The sequence below is a fragment of the Sphingobium sp. LF-16 genome (assembly GCF_003711185.1).
Lineage (GTDB): Bacteria > Pseudomonadota > Alphaproteobacteria > Sphingomonadales > Sphingomonadaceae > Sphingobium > Sphingobium yanoikuyae_A.
The window spans coordinates 2264418-2283830 of sequence record NZ_CP029335.1 but is presented as its reverse complement, the minus strand read 5'-3'; the positions used below and the strand labels follow the sequence as shown (position 1 = coordinate 2283830).

At 59.4% G+C, this 19413-nt stretch carries 14 protein-coding genes and 1 tRNA gene; 12 read left to right on the top strand and 3 right to left on the bottom strand.

Features of this window, described 5'->3' with window-relative positions; all coding sequences use genetic code 11:
• The first annotated feature begins 84 nt into the window (after positions 1–84).
• The 5 genes from DIZ22_RS10685 to DIZ22_RS10670 all read left to right on the top strand — a co-directional run bounded on the left by DIZ22_RS10685 (position 85) and on the right by DIZ22_RS10670 (position 9611).
• Positions 85–3345: a MobA/MobL family protein gene (locus DIZ22_RS10685; protein ID WP_122928177.1), complete on the top strand. Its 3261-nt coding sequence runs from the start codon at positions 85–87 to the stop codon at positions 3343–3345.
• Between the two features lie 98 nt (positions 3346–3443).
• Positions 3444–3641: a hypothetical protein gene (locus DIZ22_RS21790; RefSeq protein WP_164488882.1), complete on the top strand. Its 198-nt coding sequence runs from the start codon at positions 3444–3446 to the stop codon at positions 3639–3641.
• Positions 3619–6315 (top strand): DNA methyltransferase, encoded by a 2697-nt coding sequence (locus tag DIZ22_RS10680; RefSeq protein ID WP_122928176.1) that lies wholly within the window; start codon positions 3619–3621, stop codon positions 6313–6315. The genes DIZ22_RS21790 and DIZ22_RS10680 overlap by 23 nt, the downstream gene beginning before the upstream one ends.
• A gap of 3 nt (positions 6316–6318) precedes the next feature.
• Complete coding sequence (locus DIZ22_RS10675) at positions 6319–8394, top strand: DEAD/DEAH box helicase family protein (protein WP_122928175.1); 2076 nt, start codon at positions 6319–6321, stop codon at positions 8392–8394.
• Positions 8394–9611 carry a GIY-YIG nuclease family protein gene (locus tag DIZ22_RS10670; protein WP_122928174.1) on the top strand — a complete coding sequence of 406 codons (1218 nt, stop codon included), beginning with the start codon at positions 8394–8396 and terminating at the stop codon, positions 9609–9611. Before DIZ22_RS10675 ends, DIZ22_RS10670 begins: the two co-directional genes overlap by 1 nt.
• A 165-nt stretch (positions 9612–9776) precedes the next feature.
• Here DIZ22_RS10670 and DIZ22_RS10665 read toward each other — a convergent pair whose 3' ends face one another.
• A complete protein-coding gene (locus DIZ22_RS10665) occupies positions 9777–10355 on the bottom strand; it encodes a recombinase family protein (protein ID WP_122928173.1) in 579 nt (192 codons plus the stop codon).
• A gap of 536 nt (positions 10356–10891) precedes the next feature.
• Here DIZ22_RS10665 and DIZ22_RS10660 point away from each other — a divergent pair.
• The 3 genes from DIZ22_RS10660 to DIZ22_RS10655 are packed head-to-tail and all read left to right on the top strand — an operon-like array spanning position 10892 to position 13790.
• Positions 10892–12376, top strand: coding sequence for an AAA family ATPase (locus tag DIZ22_RS10660; RefSeq protein WP_122928172.1), 1485 nt, complete (start codon positions 10892–10894; stop codon positions 12374–12376).
• Positions 12373–12810: a helix-turn-helix domain-containing protein gene (locus DIZ22_RS21785; RefSeq protein ID WP_164488881.1), complete on the top strand. Its 438-nt coding sequence runs from the start codon at positions 12373–12375 to the stop codon at positions 12808–12810. Before DIZ22_RS10660 ends, DIZ22_RS21785 begins: the two co-directional genes overlap by 4 nt.
• Complete coding sequence (locus tag DIZ22_RS10655; protein WP_164488880.1) at positions 12798–13790, top strand: site-specific integrase; 993 nt, start codon at positions 12798–12800, stop codon at positions 13788–13790. The genes DIZ22_RS21785 and DIZ22_RS10655 overlap by 13 nt, the downstream gene beginning before the upstream one ends.
• A 112-nt stretch (positions 13791–13902) precedes the next feature.
• On the opposite strand, the gene DIZ22_RS10650 is transcribed toward DIZ22_RS10655, so the two are convergent.
• Both DIZ22_RS10650 and DIZ22_RS10645 read right to left on the bottom strand, forming a co-directional pair.
• A tRNA-Pro gene (locus DIZ22_RS10650) sits at positions 13903–13979 on the bottom strand.
• A gap of 104 nt (positions 13980–14083) precedes the next feature.
• Positions 14084–14359 (bottom strand): JAB domain-containing protein, encoded by a 276-nt coding sequence (locus DIZ22_RS10645; protein ID WP_048937348.1) that lies wholly within the window; start codon positions 14357–14359, stop codon positions 14084–14086.
• Positions 14360–14563: 204 nt separating this feature from the next.
• On the opposite strand from DIZ22_RS10645, the gene thyA reads away from it, so the two are divergent.
• From thyA to DIZ22_RS10625, 4 genes are all read left to right on the top strand, one after another.
• Positions 14564–15499 carry a thymidylate synthase gene (gene thyA / locus DIZ22_RS10640; protein ID WP_048937347.1) on the top strand — a complete coding sequence of 312 codons (936 nt, stop codon included), beginning with the start codon at positions 14564–14566 and terminating at the stop codon, positions 15497–15499.
• Positions 15500–15616: 117 nt separating this feature from the next.
• Positions 15617–16912 (top strand): 3-methyl-2-oxobutanoate dehydrogenase (2-methylpropanoyl-transferring) subunit alpha, encoded by a 1296-nt coding sequence (locus DIZ22_RS10635; RefSeq protein WP_010337241.1) that lies wholly within the window; start codon positions 15617–15619, stop codon positions 16910–16912.
• Positions 16913–16965: 53 nt separating this feature from the next.
• Positions 16966–17970, top strand: coding sequence for an alpha-ketoacid dehydrogenase subunit beta (locus DIZ22_RS10630; RefSeq protein WP_048937382.1), 1005 nt, complete (start codon positions 16966–16968; stop codon positions 17968–17970).
• Between the two features lie 103 nt (positions 17971–18073).
• Positions 18074–19369, top strand: a complete 1296-nt coding sequence (locus DIZ22_RS10625; RefSeq protein WP_048937346.1) for a dihydrolipoamide acetyltransferase family protein — start codon at positions 18074–18076, stop codon at positions 19367–19369.
• Positions 19370–19413: the final 44 nt, after the last annotated feature.

The window sequence follows — 19413 nt, the reverse complement described above, 5'->3', positions numbered from 1 at the left end:
ACTCGCTGTGCGAGTGGTCCTTCGGAAGAATTTTTAATGAGGAGGTGCTTCCGGAAGCATTGGGCAGAACGCTAAGATGACGCTATGGTCATTGCTGCCAACATTCACTCGATCACGGACAAAGTTCGTCGCCTTATCGCGATCAATGAGCGCGAGGAGCTCGTGGGCAGTATTCGTTTCGGAAATTTCCGAAGGCCCATCGAACATGAAAAGGGCAAAAGCGGGAAGGGGCCGTTCGGCCGGTCCGTCGATTTCTTTATGCCAGTGGCACTGCCTGGGCGCGCCACGATGGCGAGTGGAGGATCATCGTTCCATTGCAAGTTTGAAAGCGTCGGAAGAGGCGGAGAGGTTGCTGGCCGAAGCCGCAAGAAAAGTGCTGCCTCTGGACCGGACAAAAGGAAAGATGCGGCGGGCTTCGAAATTTATGTCGCCGAGCAAGCGGTGGCATTGGAATCGCCCGCCATCAGTTCGGACCAGTTTGAACGATATGCGGCTCTGGCGCCCAGCGAAACGCAAGACGAGTTAGAGCGCTCTCGGGTAGCCAGGGTCATATCAAACATTTCGTCAGATCCGGTTGTCCGGGGAGGGTTTTGGAAAGCGGTCGAGCAGAATGAACGGCGGGCTTCGGCTCCACACGTTGCCTTTTTTCCGGACAGAGCGGCGCCGGCGTTTTGGGAGGGGGCGAAGAAGGTGCTCGCCGATGTTGAAGGGGTCCAGGCCCCGCTGAGCAAGATTATCGCGCTGCAGACGACCGGCTCTGCACGCTCTAAACGGTTGCGTGATCGAAAACCGGTACGGGTAGAGTGTGACGCCGGGCTCGCGGCTTCGGTTCTCGATCGACTGTCCGCCATCGACGGCTGGGACGCTCATCACCCGCCCGTCACAATACCTCGGACGCGTAATGGCCGGGTCCAAAACCGATGGGTTTTCGAAATCCCAGTCGAGATTGCGGCCGCGCCCGAAGCCTTGGATCGTGTTCTTTGCAGCTTGGCCGCGACCTTCGACCGCATAGGCACTATGTACACGTTGGTGTTGCATGATCCGGATGCCGATAATGATCAGCGCAATTCGCATGTGCATGTGATCAGTCACGACCGTGCCTGCAATTTCATTGAGGCTGCGGCGAAATGGGACATTGAGCTCAGCGCCGCGGAGCGGAAAAAATACGACGTGAAGCTGGCAAAAAAGCGCCGCCCAAAAATGGAAGCGGATGGCGCGTATTGGGAGGCCGGCGCCCGAGATATCGCTCAAATGCGGGCCCACTTTGCAGATCTTTGCAATGCAGAACTGGAAAAGTTGAAGGTCAAGCGCCGGCTAGATCCTCGAAATTTCGCCGAGGCCGGTATGCAACGAAAGCCGCAGATTCATATGGGGCCGGCGGCAGCGCGGCTTTCGAAATTTGGCGTCGCCACCGAAGCCGAAACTGAAAATATGTACAGGTCGCTTCATGCTGAGCTGAGTGAAATCGAGGATCGGGAACGGACGAGGTTTGCCGATCGCCTTGCGCTGGCCCAAAAGATGGCTGACGTTTTGGCAAAAGCCGACAAGAAAACCGACTGGTATCGTCATTTTGATCAAACTTGGGACCGATTGCGTGACCTGCTTTACGCCGTCAAAGGTGCAGAAGCGGCACTTGAAACACTGACATTGTTCGAGCTCCTCGCCAAATCACGCGCCGAATTGGTGCAGCGCAACTGCGACCGAATGCTTGCTGGCATTCGATCGGGTAAGGCCAAGGCTTCGATTGTGCGGGATCAGGCCAAAATTGAGCGCCGCCGTAACGAGGCTGTGGCACACCTCCAGCATGTCGCGACGACTCTAGCGCCTTATCAACCAGACCGGCAGTCGGACGAGCGCGATGTGCGAGAAATGGCTACAGAAATCGAAGGCATACTCGCCGAATTTCGAGTAGAGCTGGAAAAGCTGTCGGGGCGCCAGCAGGCAGGCGATCGTCTGGAAAGTACCCCATCAGTTCGTCCAATTACGTTGCGGTGGGCGGCTTTGCGCGAGCGCATCCTTCGCGACAAGCCCGTCATAATTCGTACCGCTGAAGGGTTTGACGTCCCAACGTTGGATGCCGCTAGCAGAGCGCTCTTGCGGTCCCAGCCTCTAGAAAAGCGGGCACCTGCCTTTCTTAAGTCCCAACTTAAAATTCAGGATGCTGAAGTCGGGCGCTTGCGTGCGGCGATTGAGGCCCATGGTATCGACGGGTTGGCCGGATTTCCAACTGCAGCAGCTCTGTTGCAACGTTACAAAGGTCGGCCGGACGTTGCGGCACTCATAGCGGTTCAACCGGCGCGGGAGGCGGTTGTCAGTGAAGCAACTGTCGTGGGCGTATTGTCACCGGCCAGTTCCGTTGTAACCGTGCCTGAGACGGCGAATCAGGTGGCGAAGGAGATCGTTTCGTCTAGAGCCTCCATTCGAGAGGCGGGAGGTGTGCTGCCTCATTCTAAGCATATCGCTTCGGCCGAAGCAGCAGACGGCAGTGTGAGTGCCGGACAGGCGCCCCGAGCGAAGGGGGTGTTTGCTCAGGCTAGAGAAATCGTTGCTAGCAGATCACAGCCGCGCAAGGAGCTTGTCCGCGGGGTAGGACCGCGGGATCGATCTACTATGATGGGCGGCCCGCGAGAGAACGCTGAACCCGCAAATCCGCAAGCGGCGCAGGGGGGCGAAACTGAAAACGGCATTGCGTTGGATCATGGTCGCCTAGGAGAAGAAACGGCCCGACAACTGATTGGCCAGCCGGTACCTGTCCTCCAGCCGGAGCTAAAACCCGACCCCGCCCGCGATGCGGCCGTAGAGAGCCTTAGAATCGCTTTGCTATCGGACCCGGCCATGCGTGTGGTTCAGGAAAATGGGCGCCTGAAAATCTCGCCGCAGGTATCGGGCTGGGACATGACCGTCGACGTCTTTTCCGATCATCCCGTGATAGCCGCCGCGATGCGAGAGCGGGCAGCCTCTCCGTGGTTGGACGTTTCTGAAGCGAAGCGAGTGGAGGTGGCGCGGCGTGCAATTGCTGAGCTGAAACTTGGGAAAAGCCGGACGGTTTGGCGGTCGGAGCAGGGTTGGGATGTTAAGCTTCCGGATCAGGCACTGGCTGATACCCTGTCTTCTTGGTCTACATACAAACCCATCTCGGATTTGCTGGCCCTAACCGACATGTACTGGTCAAATCGCGAACGAGTGGTCTCATCAGCGGCACCTCAATTGAGGCGCGATGATCTAGCGCATGCGGCGCCAATTCGGCGAGAACATAAAGCAAAAGCATCGGCGCCAGAAGCGGATCAGGATTTTGCTCAGTTGCAGGCGCTGGCCCAAACTATGCGGGATCAGCGATCGCGTTGAGGCTCTACGATAAGGCATGACTGCGACGTGCCCATGTTGGTGCGTGCAGAGGTTGCCTATCCGATCCGCAAAACTGCCGTTCATTGCACGATGTGCGAATGACCGCTGACGGCGGAGAGCCGACTTTGCTGCATCTCGGTCGAACGGCAGAGATGCTTGCGAAGCAGCTGATTAACATTTTGCGCAAACTGATTTTCATTCATGGCCAAAGCGTTTTCGGTGGATTCAAGATTGGGCGTCACTTAGCTATGGGCAAGTATCTCGAGGCCCTTGATGAACCCTACCGAAATTTATGACGCGTTGGCGGAGATTGCCGCCGAACCTTTTGACGCAACCGAATTTCCCTTCGCCTTTGCCGCTGCCATAGATGGCGCTAAGGCAGCGATCTCCAAGCTGAGGAGCGGGTCGACCAATAAGTCAGACCTTCAAGGCGGTGTGCTGTTCGGCAAGAAGTTCCACTATGCCCCTACGCTGGCGGGCATGACCGACGGCACGCTGGACCTGCTGCGTAGCTCGAAGAAGACCAAGACCTCAAAGCCCGCGATATTGATCGCCACTGATGGCGAGATGATCTCGGCAGAGCATCCGGCGTCGGGCGATACGCTCCATTGCCGCTTTGCCGAGCTTGGCGACAACTTTGGCTTCTTCCTGCCTGCCGCAGGCAAGGAACGCTACCGTGCGGTCGAAGAAAACCCCGTTGACGTCAAGGCGACCGGCAAGTTGGCCCGTCTTTATGACGCGCTGACCAAGGCCAATCCGGACTGGGGCAGCGACGAACGTCGGCACGAGATGAACCAGTTGATGATGCGCCTGATCTTCTGCATGTTTGCCGAGGATGTCGGCATCTTTCCCGACAACCAGTTCTCACGCCTGCTGTTCACCCATGCGGGCGGCAAGGGCGAGGAAGCGCGCGAAACCATCATCGCGGCCTTTCGGGCGATGAACCTGCCCAAGGCAAAACGCGAGGGGCTGCCCGTCTGGACGGGTGAGCTGGAATACGTCAACGGCGGGCTTTTCGCGGGCACCATCGATGCGCCGCGCTTTGATGCCGTGGCCTTCCGGTATCTGCGCGAGGCCTGTGACCTGAACTGGCGCGAGATCAACCCCGACATTTTCGGCTCGATGATCCAGTCAGTCGCGGACCCGAAGCAACGCTCGGAACTGGGGATGCACTATACGTCGGTACCGAACATCATGAAGGTGATCGGGCCGCTGTTCCTCGATGAGCTCGATGCCGAGATCCACAAGGCATGGGACCGCGTCCGCGTGCTGCAACAGGTGCTGGACAGGATGTCGCGCATCCGCGTGTTCGACCCGGCCTGTGGCTCGGGCAACTTCCTTGTCGTGTCCTATCGCGAACTCAGAGCGCGCGAGACGCGTATCCTGCGGCGGCTGGAAGAATTGAACGGACCCGGCTCGATGCAGATGTTCTCGGCCATCCCGATCAGCCATTTCTACGGGATCGAGATCGCGGATTTCGCTGCAGAGACCGCCAAACTGGCGCTGTTCATCGCTGAATATCAGGCTAATGCGAGCTTTGCCGAGGTCTTTGGTCGCCGCCCCGCCGCGCTGCCCCTGAAGGACGCGGCGCATATCCGCACCGGGAACTCGCTGCGTATCGACTGGGAAGAGGTCTGCCCGCCCCCTGCTGAGGGCCAGGAAGTATTTATTGCAGGTAACCCGCCGTTCCTCGGCGACAACTCTCGGTCACGCGAGCAGAACGAGGACATGGAATATGTCCTTTCGGAGACACTTTCGGCATACAAGCGAATTGACTTCGTCACATGCTGGTTCGTCAAGGCCGCCAATTATATTCGTGGTCGTTCAGCGAGATCGTCTCTCGTAGCAACAAACTCAATCTGCCAAGGACAGTCCGTTGACGCTCTGTGGCCGCACCTTTTGGTGGGGGGGGTTGAGATAGGCTTTGCCCATACCAGCTTTAAGTGGCGCAACAACGCATCGGCAAATGCTGCCGTGATGTGCGTCGTCATTGGGCTTCGCAATGAAGACCGCGAGCCAAAACGGCTATTTGCGGGCGACTTGGAAGCACGGACTTCTAACATCAACGCGTACTTGCTCGATGCGCAAAACCTGTACGTTGGAGCCGAGACAAGGTCCCTCTTCGGTCTGCCATACATGGAATACGGCAATAAACCGACCGACGGCGGCCACTTGATTCTGAGTGATGGTGAACGCGATGATTTGTTGGAGCGCTACCCAGGTGCGGCGCCATTCGTAAAGCGTTTCATGGGTTCTGATGAAGTGGTCAAAGGTAAAACGCGGTATTGTTTATGGGTGACCGATGACCAGGTAGAAGCTGCTGCGGAATTCCCGCCTATTAAGGCTAGGTTCGATGCGGTCGCAAAGTTCCGCGCTGAAAGCAAAGCGGCTTCGACCAGAGCATGGGCCATTTACCCGCATAAATTCCGCCAAGCACAAAACTGGGCCCAAAATTATGCAATTTTGGTTCCTCGCGTTTCCTCAGAGCGCCGCCCGAATTTGCCTGTCGAACGAGTGGGAGCGGATGTGATCTCATCCGATCTTAACAATGTTCTCTACGATGCCCCCGAGTGGTGCATCGCCTTGATCACTTCCCGTTTACATTTGGTCTGGATAGCAACGGTCTGTGGAAAGCTCGAAACCCGTTTCCGTTATTCAAACACAATGGGGTGGAACACCTTCCCCGTTCCGAAATTCACCGGGGATCAGCTGGAGGCGCTCTCGGCCTCGGCTCGTAAGATCCTGCGCTGCCGCTATTCCCATTACCCAGCCACGATTGCCGATCTTTATGATCCGGACAAGATGCCCGACGACCTGCGCGCCGTGCATCGGGAAAACGATGAGCTTCTGGAGGGCATGTATATCGGGCGCCCCTTCCACAATGATACCGAACGGCTTGAGAAGCTCTTCAAGCTCTATGCCGCCAAGGTGAAAGCGATGGAAGCCGCGCCGACGAGAAAGGGGGCCTGATAGATGGTTCAGATGGTCAATGTCACCTATGGCACCTCCAAGGCGACGACGAACGCCCTTGGTCAGCGAGAAATGCAGGCCCGCACCTATGCTGCCCGTGCCGCGCAGTTCCTGCTGCTGAAAGCGCCCCCGGCGGCGGGCAAGAGCCGCGCGCTGATGTTCGTGGCGCTCGACAAGCTTCGCCATCAGGGGCTGGACAAGATCATCGTCTGCGTGCCCGAAACCTCGATCGGCGGCTCGTTCCGCTCGACCGATCTGACCAGTTATGGCTTCGAGGCGGATTGGGAGGTCGATGACCGCTGGAACCTTTGCCTGACCGGCGAGGATGCCGGCAAACAGAAGGTGAAAGCGTTCCAGACCTTCATGGAGAGCAATGCCAGGGTGCTGGTCTGCACCCATGCCACCTTCCGCTTCGGCTTTGACGAGGTGATCAAGACCAAGGGGATCGAGGCCTTCGACAGCTGCTTCATTGCCATCGACGAATTCCACCATGTGTCGGCTTCGGACAACAACAGGCTGGGGGTGATCCTGCGCAGTCTGATCAACCGCGCCGAGTGCCATGTGATGGCGATGACCGGCAGCTATTTCCGTGGCGATGCCGATCCGGTGCTTCGTCCCGAGGACGAAGATCGCTTCACCAAGATCACGTACAGCTATTACGAGCAGCTGGAGGGCTACGCCTGGCTCAAGGCGCTCGGGATCAACTACGAGTTTTACAAGGGCAATTACGTCAACGGGCTGCCGGGCGTGCTGAACCCCGATCAGAAAACGATCATCCACATCCCGCATCGTGGGTCGTCCGAGGCGTTCGATGACAAGTTCAACGAGGTGGGAAAGATCCTCGACCTGCTGGGCACCCATGAGGGGCGCGATCCCGAGACGGGGTTTGACCTGGTGCGCAAGCCCGATGGTGGGCTGCTGAAAGTGGCGGACCTGGTGGATGACGGGCCGGGTCGCGATATCGTGAAGTCCGCGCTGTCGCGTGAGATCAAAGGGCCAGATGGCAAACGCGATGACGTGGCGGACCGGGCTAAGGTTGACATCATCATTGCCCTCGGGATGGCTAAGGAGGGATTCGACTGGGTCTGGTGTGAACATGCTCTGACGATCGGCTATCGGTCGTCCCTGACCGAGATCGTGCAGATCATCGGGCGCGCGACCCGCGACGCGCCGGGCAAGCCCCGCGCGCTGTTCACGGAACTTGTTGCCGAACCCGGCGTCGAAACCGGTGTCGTGACCGATGCCGTGAACGACATGCTTAAGGCGATCTCCGGGTCGCTTCTGATGGAGCAGGTACTGGCCCCCAACTTTAAATTCTACCGCCGCGAAGATGGCGACGTGCGGGCGCCCATGGGCACCGATGATGAAGGTAATATTACCATCGGCATCAAGGGGCTGGTCGAGCCGCCCACGGACCGTTCGCGCGAGATCTGCGAAAAGGACATGAACGATCTGATAGCGACTGCCTATCAGGAGATGGACCGGCGCGTACTGTCGCCTGACGCGGCCCCCGAGGTCGCGACCCAGATGGTGCTCACCGATATCATCGAGAAGCGGTACGAGGCGCTGGATGCCGAGGAAGCGGAATCCGTCCGTCAGCATCTGGCGGCACATATGAACGTCCTGACGTTGGCGCGGAAGGAAGCCGAAGGCGGTTTTGCTGAGGGGCAGTCGCCTTTGAGCGGTACGCCCCTGAAGCCGAGCGGTGACGACGATGATGGCGAACCTGCCAGCGCACCGAATACGCTTCTGGAGATGGTTCGAAAATTCATCAACGTCCGGGACATCGACATCGAGCTGATTGACAGCGTCAACGCCTTTCAGGAGCGCTTCGAGGTCGCTTCGAAATCGCTGAACTCCAAACTACTGGCGCATGTCCAATCAGCGATGGTTGCATTGCGCGTAAACATGACCGGCGATGAGGCTCGGACGCTTTGGCCTCGCATCAAGGCATTCCGCGCTGCCGAAGGGCGTGAGCCTAATATCCACTCCGCCAATCCACTTGAAAAGCGCATGGCAGAGGCACTCGCTTGGCTGAAGGCCGAAAAGGCCAAGCGAGTGCGTGAGGGGGCTATTTGATGTCGCGCCCGAGCCTGGACGACATTTTCGCGGAAAACGACGAGTTCGGCCTATTGGATGTCAAACCTCGCGGGGGGCGCGGTGGTCCTTCGCAGGATCGTGGCGTCGCAGCCTTGCTCGAAGTAACCGCCTTCTATGAGCGTCATTCGCACCTCCCCGATCCAGACGCTACGGATCATGACGAGATGCGCCTTGGAGCAATCTGGGGCACCGTAAAGTTGGCTCCCACCGATCAGATGCGGGCTGTGGATCGGTTGGACCTGCTAAGCGACTCCGCCGCTCCAACGTCGCGCTCATGGGAAGATGAGCCTGTCGACGCTGAGATTCCCAATAGCCTGGATGACATCTTTGCTGATGACGATCTTGATGTTGATGCATCACTGGTCAGCCTCAAGCACACCACACCGGCAGCCGAAAGGCACGTTCCTGATCATCGCGCGGACTTCGTGCCTTGTCAGGATTTCGAGCAGTTCCGGGAGCGCTTTGAAACGGTCCAGCGCGGCTTGGAAGCTGGTGAGCGCCAAGCAAGCCCGGTAAGGAAATGGTCGGTGATCGAGCCGATAGAAGGGGACTTCTTCATAAGGAATGGTTTGCTCGCCATGATCGCCGAGAAGTCGGAAATGACCGCCCGTGGTGGCGCGCGCGACCATCGGCTTCGCGTCATTTTCTCAAACGGCACGGAGAGCGACCCGCTCATGTCGTCATTTCGAAAATCCCTGAACGACGATAAGACAGCTCGCATGATCCAGAAGGTTGGTCTCGGGCCGCTTGATCCTGAATGGGAGAACGATCAGCTCGAACTGTCGGGAACAATCTATGTGGCCCGCTCCCGGTCCGAGAATCCCGAGATCAAAGGGCAGCGTATGATCTTGCATAAGATCGGCGTTACCAGCCAGGATGTATCCCGCCGTGTCGCTGATGCCAGAAACGATCCGACGTTTCTTCTGGCGCCGGTGGAGATCGTCGCGACCTACAGCCTGCAAAATCTGTCGCGCAACAAAGTCGAGAACCTGCTGCATCGTTTCTTCGCAGCGGCTCGCCCGGCCAAGCTATTCGTGAAAGATCGGTTCGGAAAGAAGGTTCATCCTAAGGAATGGTTCTATGTACTGCCAGAACATGTCGGTCAGGCGGCTAGGATGATCGAAGAGGGTATTTTGCACAAATATCTTTATGATGTCGATTCTCAGAGGATTGTATTAAAAAAAGAGAGAGAATGATATTTGGAAATTCAAGTTATTATAAATGCTACAGCAAATTCTGCTGTCGGAAATTGGGCTGTGACTTGCCATCTTTGGTGCTAGGTCTGTAAATACATGGATGCCTAAAATTCCTTGAGCGCGTGCTGGTCCGGCCTCGGGTGGCCGTCAACAGCGATCACTCTATTAGTCCGGACGGCAGTACCGTTTGACCGTGGAAGGCGAAATTCCGAATTGACGGCATGTCACGGAGATGCTGGCGTTGTTCGCTTCTCGCCATGCACGAACTTCGGCACAATCGGCTACGGGGGGCCTTCCGAGGCTCGCCTTCCCGCGATGAGTATGCCCATTCTCCATCAATGAGATTTTTGCCACATCGCGGCCGGCTCGAGTTCGTTCGACAATGCGCTGTCGTTCCATCTCCGCAATCTGGGCAAGCACCGCGATGATGAGTTCGCCCACGCCTTGTCCGATTAGGCCCAAGCCGCGAACGTGGAGGGCGACGCCCTTTTGCAGCAGGGCTCTGACATTCTTTTGAATGTCGATGGCATCGCGGCCCAGGCGATCCACAGCGTAGATATATAAAGTATCTCCATCCCGGACATATCGGAGCATTTCGGAAAAGCCGGGGCGGCTTTCCGCCATCGTGGCTCCACTGACGGCCTGATCTACAAATTCGCGATCGAACGGTCCATCCATCGCGGCGCGCTGAGCATCGATCGATTGATCTGCGGTGGACACTCGGAAATACGCAACTCGGCTCACTTCTTTTCCTTACAGGGTCAAAACTTACCCTGACCTTTTCGAGCCTAGTTCTTTTTCCCTCTCGGTATCTTTCGGCCCCGAAAGTCACCGCAAAACAGCCCTCGGCCAAAACTTAGAAGTTCTGGACCCGTGATTTTCTTCGGCACGGATTCAAAATGGTTCGGTCTGGGGCGGACCGTGAGATCGCGTCATCCGCGCAGCAACGGTCTCTAAACCGACCGAGGCGGCGGCCAGCAGGATGGGGCATTAGAAGGAAGTGAGTTTGAGCAGCAAACGACCGGATCGTTGCACTCAGCGCGTTCGAACTCGAATTTCCTATCGAGCTCCACGCCTGCATTACCGAAAGGGTAAGGGGGTAGAGGGAGAGTTGAGGACTAAAGCTCCTCTCTCTCCCTCTACCCCCTTACCCCCATTCGGATTTGTATCATGGCAGGGTGTTAATAAAAGGTAAACGAATTCTAATTTAGGAAATTTTATAAAGATAGCAATCGGTTAACTCTCGCCATCTAAGGGGCCTGCCTACGGAAGGAATTAGCATGAGCGATGAGAATTGGACCGTACTCGCGCGGCAAGGCGCCTACAACGCAAGCGCAGCGGCCAAAGCCGACTTCGTCATGGACTGGGCTGTCGACGGGCTTCTGCCTGCGACGGGCGCAACCGTGCTGTTCGGAACCGGCAGCACCGGGAAAACACAGCTTCTGCTGTGGCTTGCGATGCATATTGCCGCACGTGGCGATCAAAAGCCCGAAAAATGGCTCGGTGCAGATGTGAGAGCTACCGGCAAGATCTTGGTTCTCTCCGCAGAAGATCTGCGAGAACACCTGTTCAAGCGCATCGGTGATATAGCTTGGTGGATGAGTGATCAAACCGGCTGGGCCGAGGAGCAGATCGAGGACGTCTGCTCCAGAATCCATGTGATGCCATTCTTGTCGATGAGCAACCAAGAGTTCGGGGATTTAAACCCTTCCCTTTTTTCACGAGGAGGAGACAGAGGCGAATGGGGGCCCACCCCGTCGCTCGACAGCATTGAGAAATTCCTCGACGAGGCAAATCGAGAGGCTGTCGCTAGTGGCCGACCAGAAGATCGCTTCGTAGGCGTCATTCTCGATTCCGCGGTTTCGATGGCCGGGTTCGAAATGTCGCATTCCGAAGCGACTACTAACTTCCTCTTCCATCTAAACCGTATGTCGCGTCGGCAGGGAATGTTCTGGGCTATCATCGGTCACACGCCGAAGGATGCGGCCAAAAAGACCGACGATCCAGCCGTTGAACGGCTGCGAGGCTCTGCCATGTGGTCAACCACGCCTCGCACAGTGATCGAACTGCGCTGCGCCACGCAAAATGACAATGTAGACCAGGTTCTGGTCCAATACCCCCAATTGAGCGTTCGTGACGTGCTGTTTCTGTCGACAGCAAAGGCCAATTCAATGGGAGCAGATTTGCGCCCGCGCGCGCTCATGCGCGTGAAGGAACATGGCGCCTTTATTGACATATCTGAACAATTTCCAGGTATCTTCGAGCGCAACGCCAAGTCTTTTGGTGAGACGGATCACGTTGGGCCGCGGAGGCCAATCGATCAGGATCAAACTTGGCTTGCCATTATTGACCTGGTGGCATGGATTACTGAAAGCGGTCGCCCGGGCGTGAAGTTCAGTCGGCGAAATCTGCGTGATGCGTTCGAACGGCATCAGCCGCGACATGATGTTTTGAAGTATGTTTCTCCTGAACATGAAGGGAAACACTCGCGGACAGACTTCACTCTGGCGTGGTATTTGGCCCAACTACGAGAATTCGGTGCGATATCCGATGCCAAGGCCGGGCAATTCGTAGTCGTCAATCTCGAGGAGGCTCGCACCCGGTTCAGGTCAGCGAGCGGAGGTCCGAGTGCTAGCTGGGCCTATTGGGAAGATGTCAACGAGGAGCCAATGGCGGCGGCCCCGGCGGATCAGAATGAAGCTAGTTCTACAACTGGGCCGGTTGGTGGAGAGCGTCTGCTCCCACCGCTGAGAAAAGACGGATGAGAGAAGGCTTCTTGGATGTCGTGAAAGACATTCCAAGGAGGAAAAAAGTGAGTTTTCACGATAAGTTACTAAGCAGGAAGGGAAGGGCGAAGGTTGGATCATCCATCAATATCGGCAATCCCGAAGATCTGAGCGACATTCAAAATCGCAGTATTACAAACGCCAGCGCAATCGATATCCTGGTTCCCTTGGCTCGCCCGGCAACGGGCAGAGTTAACGGGACCGGGGTGAGGCCTCCCTCCGCGCATAAAGAAATCCAGACCATCCTCGCAGAAGCGCCGCCGTTTTCAGTGCGGTCGCTCGCGACGCGATGGGACTGTTCCCAAGGTGCTGTGCGCAATCTCATCCGAGCTGGAAAAATCAGCCATTTCCGGATCGGCGACCTCATTCGCATCCCTGCAGAAGAAGTCGGGAGGTTCGAATGTCGCCAGTAACCCCCTATACGGTCCAGAAACTCCGCGGAGCTTATGCCCTCGTCTGGTACGAAGGTGAAAAGCGTCACCGTCGTCAACTCTCGTCAATCGAACGATCAAGCGCCGAAGCCGAGGCAAGGCAGCTCTGGGAGCGCGCCAACAACTCTCCGTGGACAGTCGGACGGGTGGTAGAAGCTTACATCGCCGATCTTGCTGATAAGCAGGCTCCATCATCACAGCGACGCAAAGACGCTTGGAAAGCAATGCGCGCCTTCTGGGAAAATGTGGACCCAGCGCTAATAGACCGCAAGATGTGTCAATCTTATCGTGACACGCGCGCGGTCGCTGACGCCACGGCACGGTACGAGTTGTTGATGCTGTCCACGGCGCTAAATTGGGCTGGCCCAGCCAAGGTGCCGCACAAGCCCAAGATTTGGCTCCCTGAGAAGGACGAATATCAGGTCCGCTACCTCAGCCGCGAACAGTTCGCGAAATTCTTCGCAGCGGTCAAAGCTCCCCATGCCCGTCTCTATGTTCAGATCGGCCTTTACACGATGGCTCGCCCAAGCGCGATTTTGGAGCTGAAATGGGATCAGGTTGATTTCGATCGGCGCAAGATTCAGCTCAATCCAGACGGTCGGAAGCAAACCGCAAAAAAGCGACCGGTCGTGCCGATGAACACGATCCTCTATGAGGCTCTGCTTGTCGCTTACGCCGCCCGTGAGGGAGTTTCCGTAATTGAGTGTGGCGCCGAGCCGATCCACAGCATCAAGAAAGCCTTCCAAGCCGCCAGCAAACGCAGCGGCGTAAAAGCAACTCCATATACTCTGCGGCATACAGGCGCGGTCTGGGCTGCCGAGGCGGGCGTATCCATGGCAGAGCTGGCTCAAGCTATGGGGCATGACGATGATCGAACCACCCAAAAGCACTATGCGCGCTTCTCGCCCGAGCACCTAAGGCACGTTGCAGAGAAAATAGCCCAACCAAGAGAAATCGAGTGAAGGTTCAGACTGAACCTTCGGCCTCTGTCCGCGAAGCGAACGGATCAAAGCAACAAACAGCAAAAAACCCAGCGTTTCCGCTGGGTTTTTGTGCTTCACCTGAAGGTGAAAATGGTCGGGGAAAGAGGATTCGAACCTCCGGCCCCTGCCTCCCGAAGACAGTGCTCTACCAGGCTGAGCTATTCCCCGACCGGTGCCGAAGCCGCTTTTGGGGCGGCCCCGTAAGGCAGGAGTGCGCCTATAGAGAGGGGTTTGAGGGCTGGCAAGCCACCTGATGCGCTTTTTTGAAAATTCTACAAAAGACCCGCATCGCGGAAGCTGAAACAGCCGCTCGGCGTGTCGATCCGATGGTCGGCTAGGTGGATGTCGAGCGCCCGCAGCCGGCGGTGCAGGCTGCGGGTCAGGGCGATGTCGACCGGCTGCGGCGCCGCACTGTGCCGCCGCTGGTGCAGGATGACCCGTCGCGCATCGCTGGCCAGCAGATGAGCCACCAGACAGGGCCAGTTGCCATCGGGGTGCAGCCGGTCGCGCGGCTGGCCGTCCTCGTCGAGAATCACCAATGTCAGCATCGCACCCCCGAGGCACGCAGCCTGTCAGCAATGGGCCGGGAGCGGAGACGCGGAATGATCCGTAGTGGCGGAACGGAGCGGGCCGGGCCGGCAGTCGCATCCGTTATGGCGCGACCTTTGGTCGGGACAGCGGGGCAGGGGGGATGCTACATGGACGGAACGCCCAGATTCATTCCCATCCCAGGATCACCGACCTTGCACGCCATGTCGCCGCAGCCGCCCCATTATGAAGAGCAATATCTCGACCTGATGCGCCATATCTGGCGCCATGGCGACGAGCGGATTGACCGCACCGGCGTTGGCACCCGATCGATCCTGGGCGCGACCCTGCGATTCTCGCTGGCCGACGATGCGGTGCCGCTGCTCACCACCAAGCGGGTCTATTGGAAGGTCGCCGCGCGCGAGATGCTGTGGTTCCTGACCGGCGACACCAATATCCGCGAACTGGTGAAGCAGAATGTCCATATCTGGACCGACTGGCCGCTCGACAGCTACCGCAAGGCGACCGGCGAGGATATCGACCGCGACGCGTTCGAGGCGCGAATTATCGAGGATGAAGCCTTTGCCCGGCAATGGGGTGATCTCGGTCCGGTCTATGGCGCCCAATGGGTGAACTGGCCGCGCTACGAGCCGGTCGGCGACGGCCTGTTCCGCCGGGCGGCGCAGGGCCACAACCAGATCGCTGCGCTGGTCGATGCGATTCGCACCAACCCCGGTTCGCGCCGCCTGCTCTTCACCGGTTGGAATGTCGCGGAAGTCGCGCAGATGGCCTTGCCGCCCTGCCACATGACCTATCAGTTCCAGGTGTCCGATGGCCGCCTCAACGGCCTGCTCTTCCAGCGCAGCTGCGACCTGGGATTGGGCTTTGCCTTCAACATCTTTGGCCTGTCGATGATCACCCGGATGCTGGCCCAGCAATGCGATCTGGAACCGGGCGAGGTGGTCTGGCAGGGCGGCGACGTCCATCTCTACCTCAACCATGCCGATCTGGTGGAGGAGCAGATCAGCCGCACCCCGGCGGGCGCGCCGAAGCTGCGGATCAATCGCCGGCCTTCAAGCATTTTCGACTATGGGATCGAGGATTTCGAGGTGCAGGATTATGCGCCGCAGGCCCATATTTCCGCGCCCGTCGCCGTCTGAGGTGACAGCGAAGGCGACAGGCGAAAAGGAATTGGGTCAGTAAGGCTTGCCTTGCGCGGCGTTGAAATATAATAATTGCCACAAGCAATATTATTGCAACGCACAATAGGAGGCAGGATGACCGATTCGATCGAATCCGGCGCTGTGACGGACGGGCAGGGGCGCAACCTGCCGCCGCTGCAGCTGCATGTGCCCGAGCCGCCCGCGCGGCCCGGTGAAAGCGCGGACTTCACCCATTTCGACATTCCCGCGGCCGACGCGGCGCCGCGTCCGGACGAGGCGACCCACCCGTCGCAGATGCGCGACTTCGCCTATGGGCTGGTCCGCGTGCTGGACGAGGATGGCCATGCGGTCGGCGCCTGGGACCCCAAGCTGCCGGCGGACACGCTGCTCAAAATGCTGCGCTACATGGCGCTGACCCGCGCTTTCGACGGCCGCATGTTCCGCGCCCAGCGCCAGGGCAAGACCAGCTTCTACATGAAGTCGACCGGCGAGGAGGCGGTGTCGATCGGCGCCGCGCTTGCCCTGTCGCGCGACGACATGTGCTTCCCCTCCTATCGCCAGCAGGGCATATTGATCGCGCGGGACTGGTCCATCGTCGACATGATGAACCAGATCTACTCGAACAAGGGCGACCGGATGAAGGGGCGCCAGCTGCCGATCATGTATTCGGCGCGCGAGGCCGGCTTCTTCTCCATCTCCGGCAACCTCACCACCCAATATCCCCAGGCTGTGGGCTGGGCGATGGCGAGCGCGGCCAAGGGCGATACCCGCATCGCTGCCACCTGGTGCGGCGAGGGCTCCACGGCGGAGGGCGACTTCCATTCGGCCTGCACCTTCGCCAGCGTCTATCGCGCGCCCGTCATCATGAATGTGGTGAACAACCAGTGGGCGATCAGCAGCTTCTCCGGCTTTGCCGGGGCGGAAGCGACCACCTTCGCCGCGCGCGCGATCGGCTATGGCATTGCCGGGCTGCGCGTCGACGGCAATGACGTGCTGGCCGTCTATGCCGCCACCCGCTGGGCCGCCGATCGCGCCCGCGCCAATGGCGGCCCGACCCTGATCGAGCATTTCACCTATCGCGTCGAAGGGCACAGCACGTCCGACGATCCGACCGCCTACCGCTCGGCCGAGGAAAGCAGCAAATGGCCGCTCGGCGATCCGATCGCGCGGCTGAAGCAGCATTGCATCACGCTGGGCATCTGGGACGAGGAACGCCACGCCGCGATGGACCAGGAACTGGCCGAGATGGTCCGCGACGCCGCGCGCGAGGCCGAAAAGAACGGCATATTGGGCCATGGCCTCCACCATCCGATGGAAAGCATGTTCCAGGACGTGTTCGAGGACATGCCCTGGCACCTGAAGGAACAGCAGCAGCAGATGCTCGACGAATGGAAGGCGGCAGGGCTGTGAACGACATGCGCATGGAAACGGTCGCCGCCGGCGGCCAGGACGAACCCGTCCAGATGAACATGATCCAGGCGATCAACAGCGCGCTGGACGTGATGATGGGCCGCGACCCCGATGTCGTGGTGATGGGCGAGGATGTCGGCTATTTCGGCGGCGTGTTCCGCGCCACTGCGGGCTTGCAGCAGAAATATGGCAAGAACCGGGTGTTCGACACGCCGATCACCGAATGCGGCATTATCGGCGTCGCGGTCGGCATGGGTGCCTATGGCCTGCGGCCGGTCCCCGAAATCCAGTTCGCCGACTATATCTATCCCGCGCTCGACCAGCTGGTGAGCGAGGCGGCGCGGCTGCGCTATCGCTCGGCCGGCGAGTTCATCTCGCCGATGACGGTGCGCTCGCCCTTTGGCGGCGGCATCTTCGGCGGCCAGACCCACAGCCAGAGCCCGGAGGGCATCTTCACCCATGTGTCCGGGGTCAAGACGGTGATCCCGTCCACCCCCTATGATGCCAAGGGCCTGCTGATCGCGGCCATCGAGGATAATGACCCGGTCATCTTCTTCGAGCCCAAGCGCATCTATAATGGCCCGTTCGACGGCCATTATGACACGCCGGCCAAGAGCTGGGCGGGCCATGTAGATGCGCAGGTGCCGCAGGGCTATTATCGCATCGACCTTGGCAAGGCGCGGATCGCCCGCCCCGGCGCGGCGCTGACCATCCTCTGCTATGGCACGATGGTCCATGTCGTCGAAAATACCGTGGCGAAGCTGGGCATCGATGCCGAGATCGTCGACCTGCGCAGCCTGGTGCCGCTCGATATCGACACGATCGAGGCGTCGGTCAGGAAGACCGGCCGCTGCCTGATCGTGCATGAAGCGACGCGGACCAGCGGTTTTGGCGCCGAACTGTCGGCGCTGGTGCAGGAACGCTGTTTCTATCATCTCGAAGCGCCGATCGAGCGCGTCACCGGCTTCGACACGCCTTATCCGCACAGTCTGGAATGGGCCTATTTCCCCGGCCCCGTGCGCATCCGCGAAGCCATCAACAAGATCATGCGGGACTGACCATCCCGCACCCCTTCCGTTCGTTTCGAGCGAAGTCGAGAAACGGAAGCGCCGCCCTATGATAAACGTGTCTCGACTTCGCTCGACACGAACGGAGAGTAAGATGGCCCTATTCACCTTCAAGCTGCCGGACATCGGCGAAGGCATTGCGCAGGCGGAGATTGTCGGCTGGCACGTCCAGGTCGGCGACCGGGTCGAGGAAGACCAGCCGATCGCCGACATGATGACCGACAAGGCGACGGTCGAGATGGAAAGCCCGGTCGCGGGCACGGTCGTCCGCCTGGCCGGCGAGCCGGGCGATCAGGTGTCGATCGGATCGATGCTGGTGGAGATCGAGACGGAAGGCGAGGGGGCGGCTGCCGCGCCCGTGCCGTCGGTCGAAACGGTCGAGGCCTCCATTGATGCTCCCCTCCCTTCCAGGGAGGGGCCGGGGGTGGGTGGCGAGCAAAGCGAGCTGCCTGCCGTTGAGCCAGAAGCACCGGCTTCGCCGGTACCCACCCCTAACCCCTCCCTGGAAGGGAGGGGGCCTGATGTTGCCGCCCCCATCCTCGCGTCCCCTGCCGTCCGCGCACGCGCCAGGGAACTGGGTGTCGATCTCGCCCTGGTGAAGCCGAACGGCGACCATATCCGCCACGCCGATCTCGACGCCTATCTCCTCTACGGTTCGGGGCAGGGCTATCGCCCGGCCGGCCGTACCGCACCGCGCGCCGACGAGCAGGTGAAGGTGATCGGCATGCGCCGCCGCATTGCCGAAAATATGGCCGCGTCCAAGCGCCACATCCCGCATTTCACCTATGTCGAGGAAATCGACGTCACCGCGCTGGAGGAGGCGCGGGCGCAGCTCAACGCGCACCGCGGCGATCGGCCCAAGCTCACCATGCTGCCGCTGCTGATCGTGGCGATCTGCAGGACGCTGCCCGACTTCCCGATGCTCAACGCCCGTTATGATGACGAGGCGGGCGTGGTGACGCGCCATGGCGCCGTCCATCTCGGCATGGCGACGCAGACCGACGCGGGCCTGATGGTCCCGGTGATCCGCGACGCGCAGGACAGGAATGTCTGGCAACTCGCGACCGAGATCCGCCGCCTCGCCGACGCCGCGCGCAGCGGCAAGGCGACGTCGGCCGAACTGTCGGGTTCCACCCTGACCCTGACGTCGCTTGGGGCCCTCGGCGGCATCGCCACCACCCCGGTCATCAACCGACCCGAAGTGGCGATCATCGGCCCCAACCGGGTGATCGAGCGGCCGATGTTCCGGGGGAAGGAGATCGTCGCGGCAAAGCTGATGAACCTGTCGATCAGTTGCGACCATCGCGTGGTCGACGGCTGGGACGCGGCCAGCTTCGTCCAGGCGGTGCGCAAGCTGCTGGAAACGCCGGTCCTGCTGTTCGAGGGCTGATGAATGCACGGGACCGGGGCGGCCATTGTCGCCCCGGTCCAGCC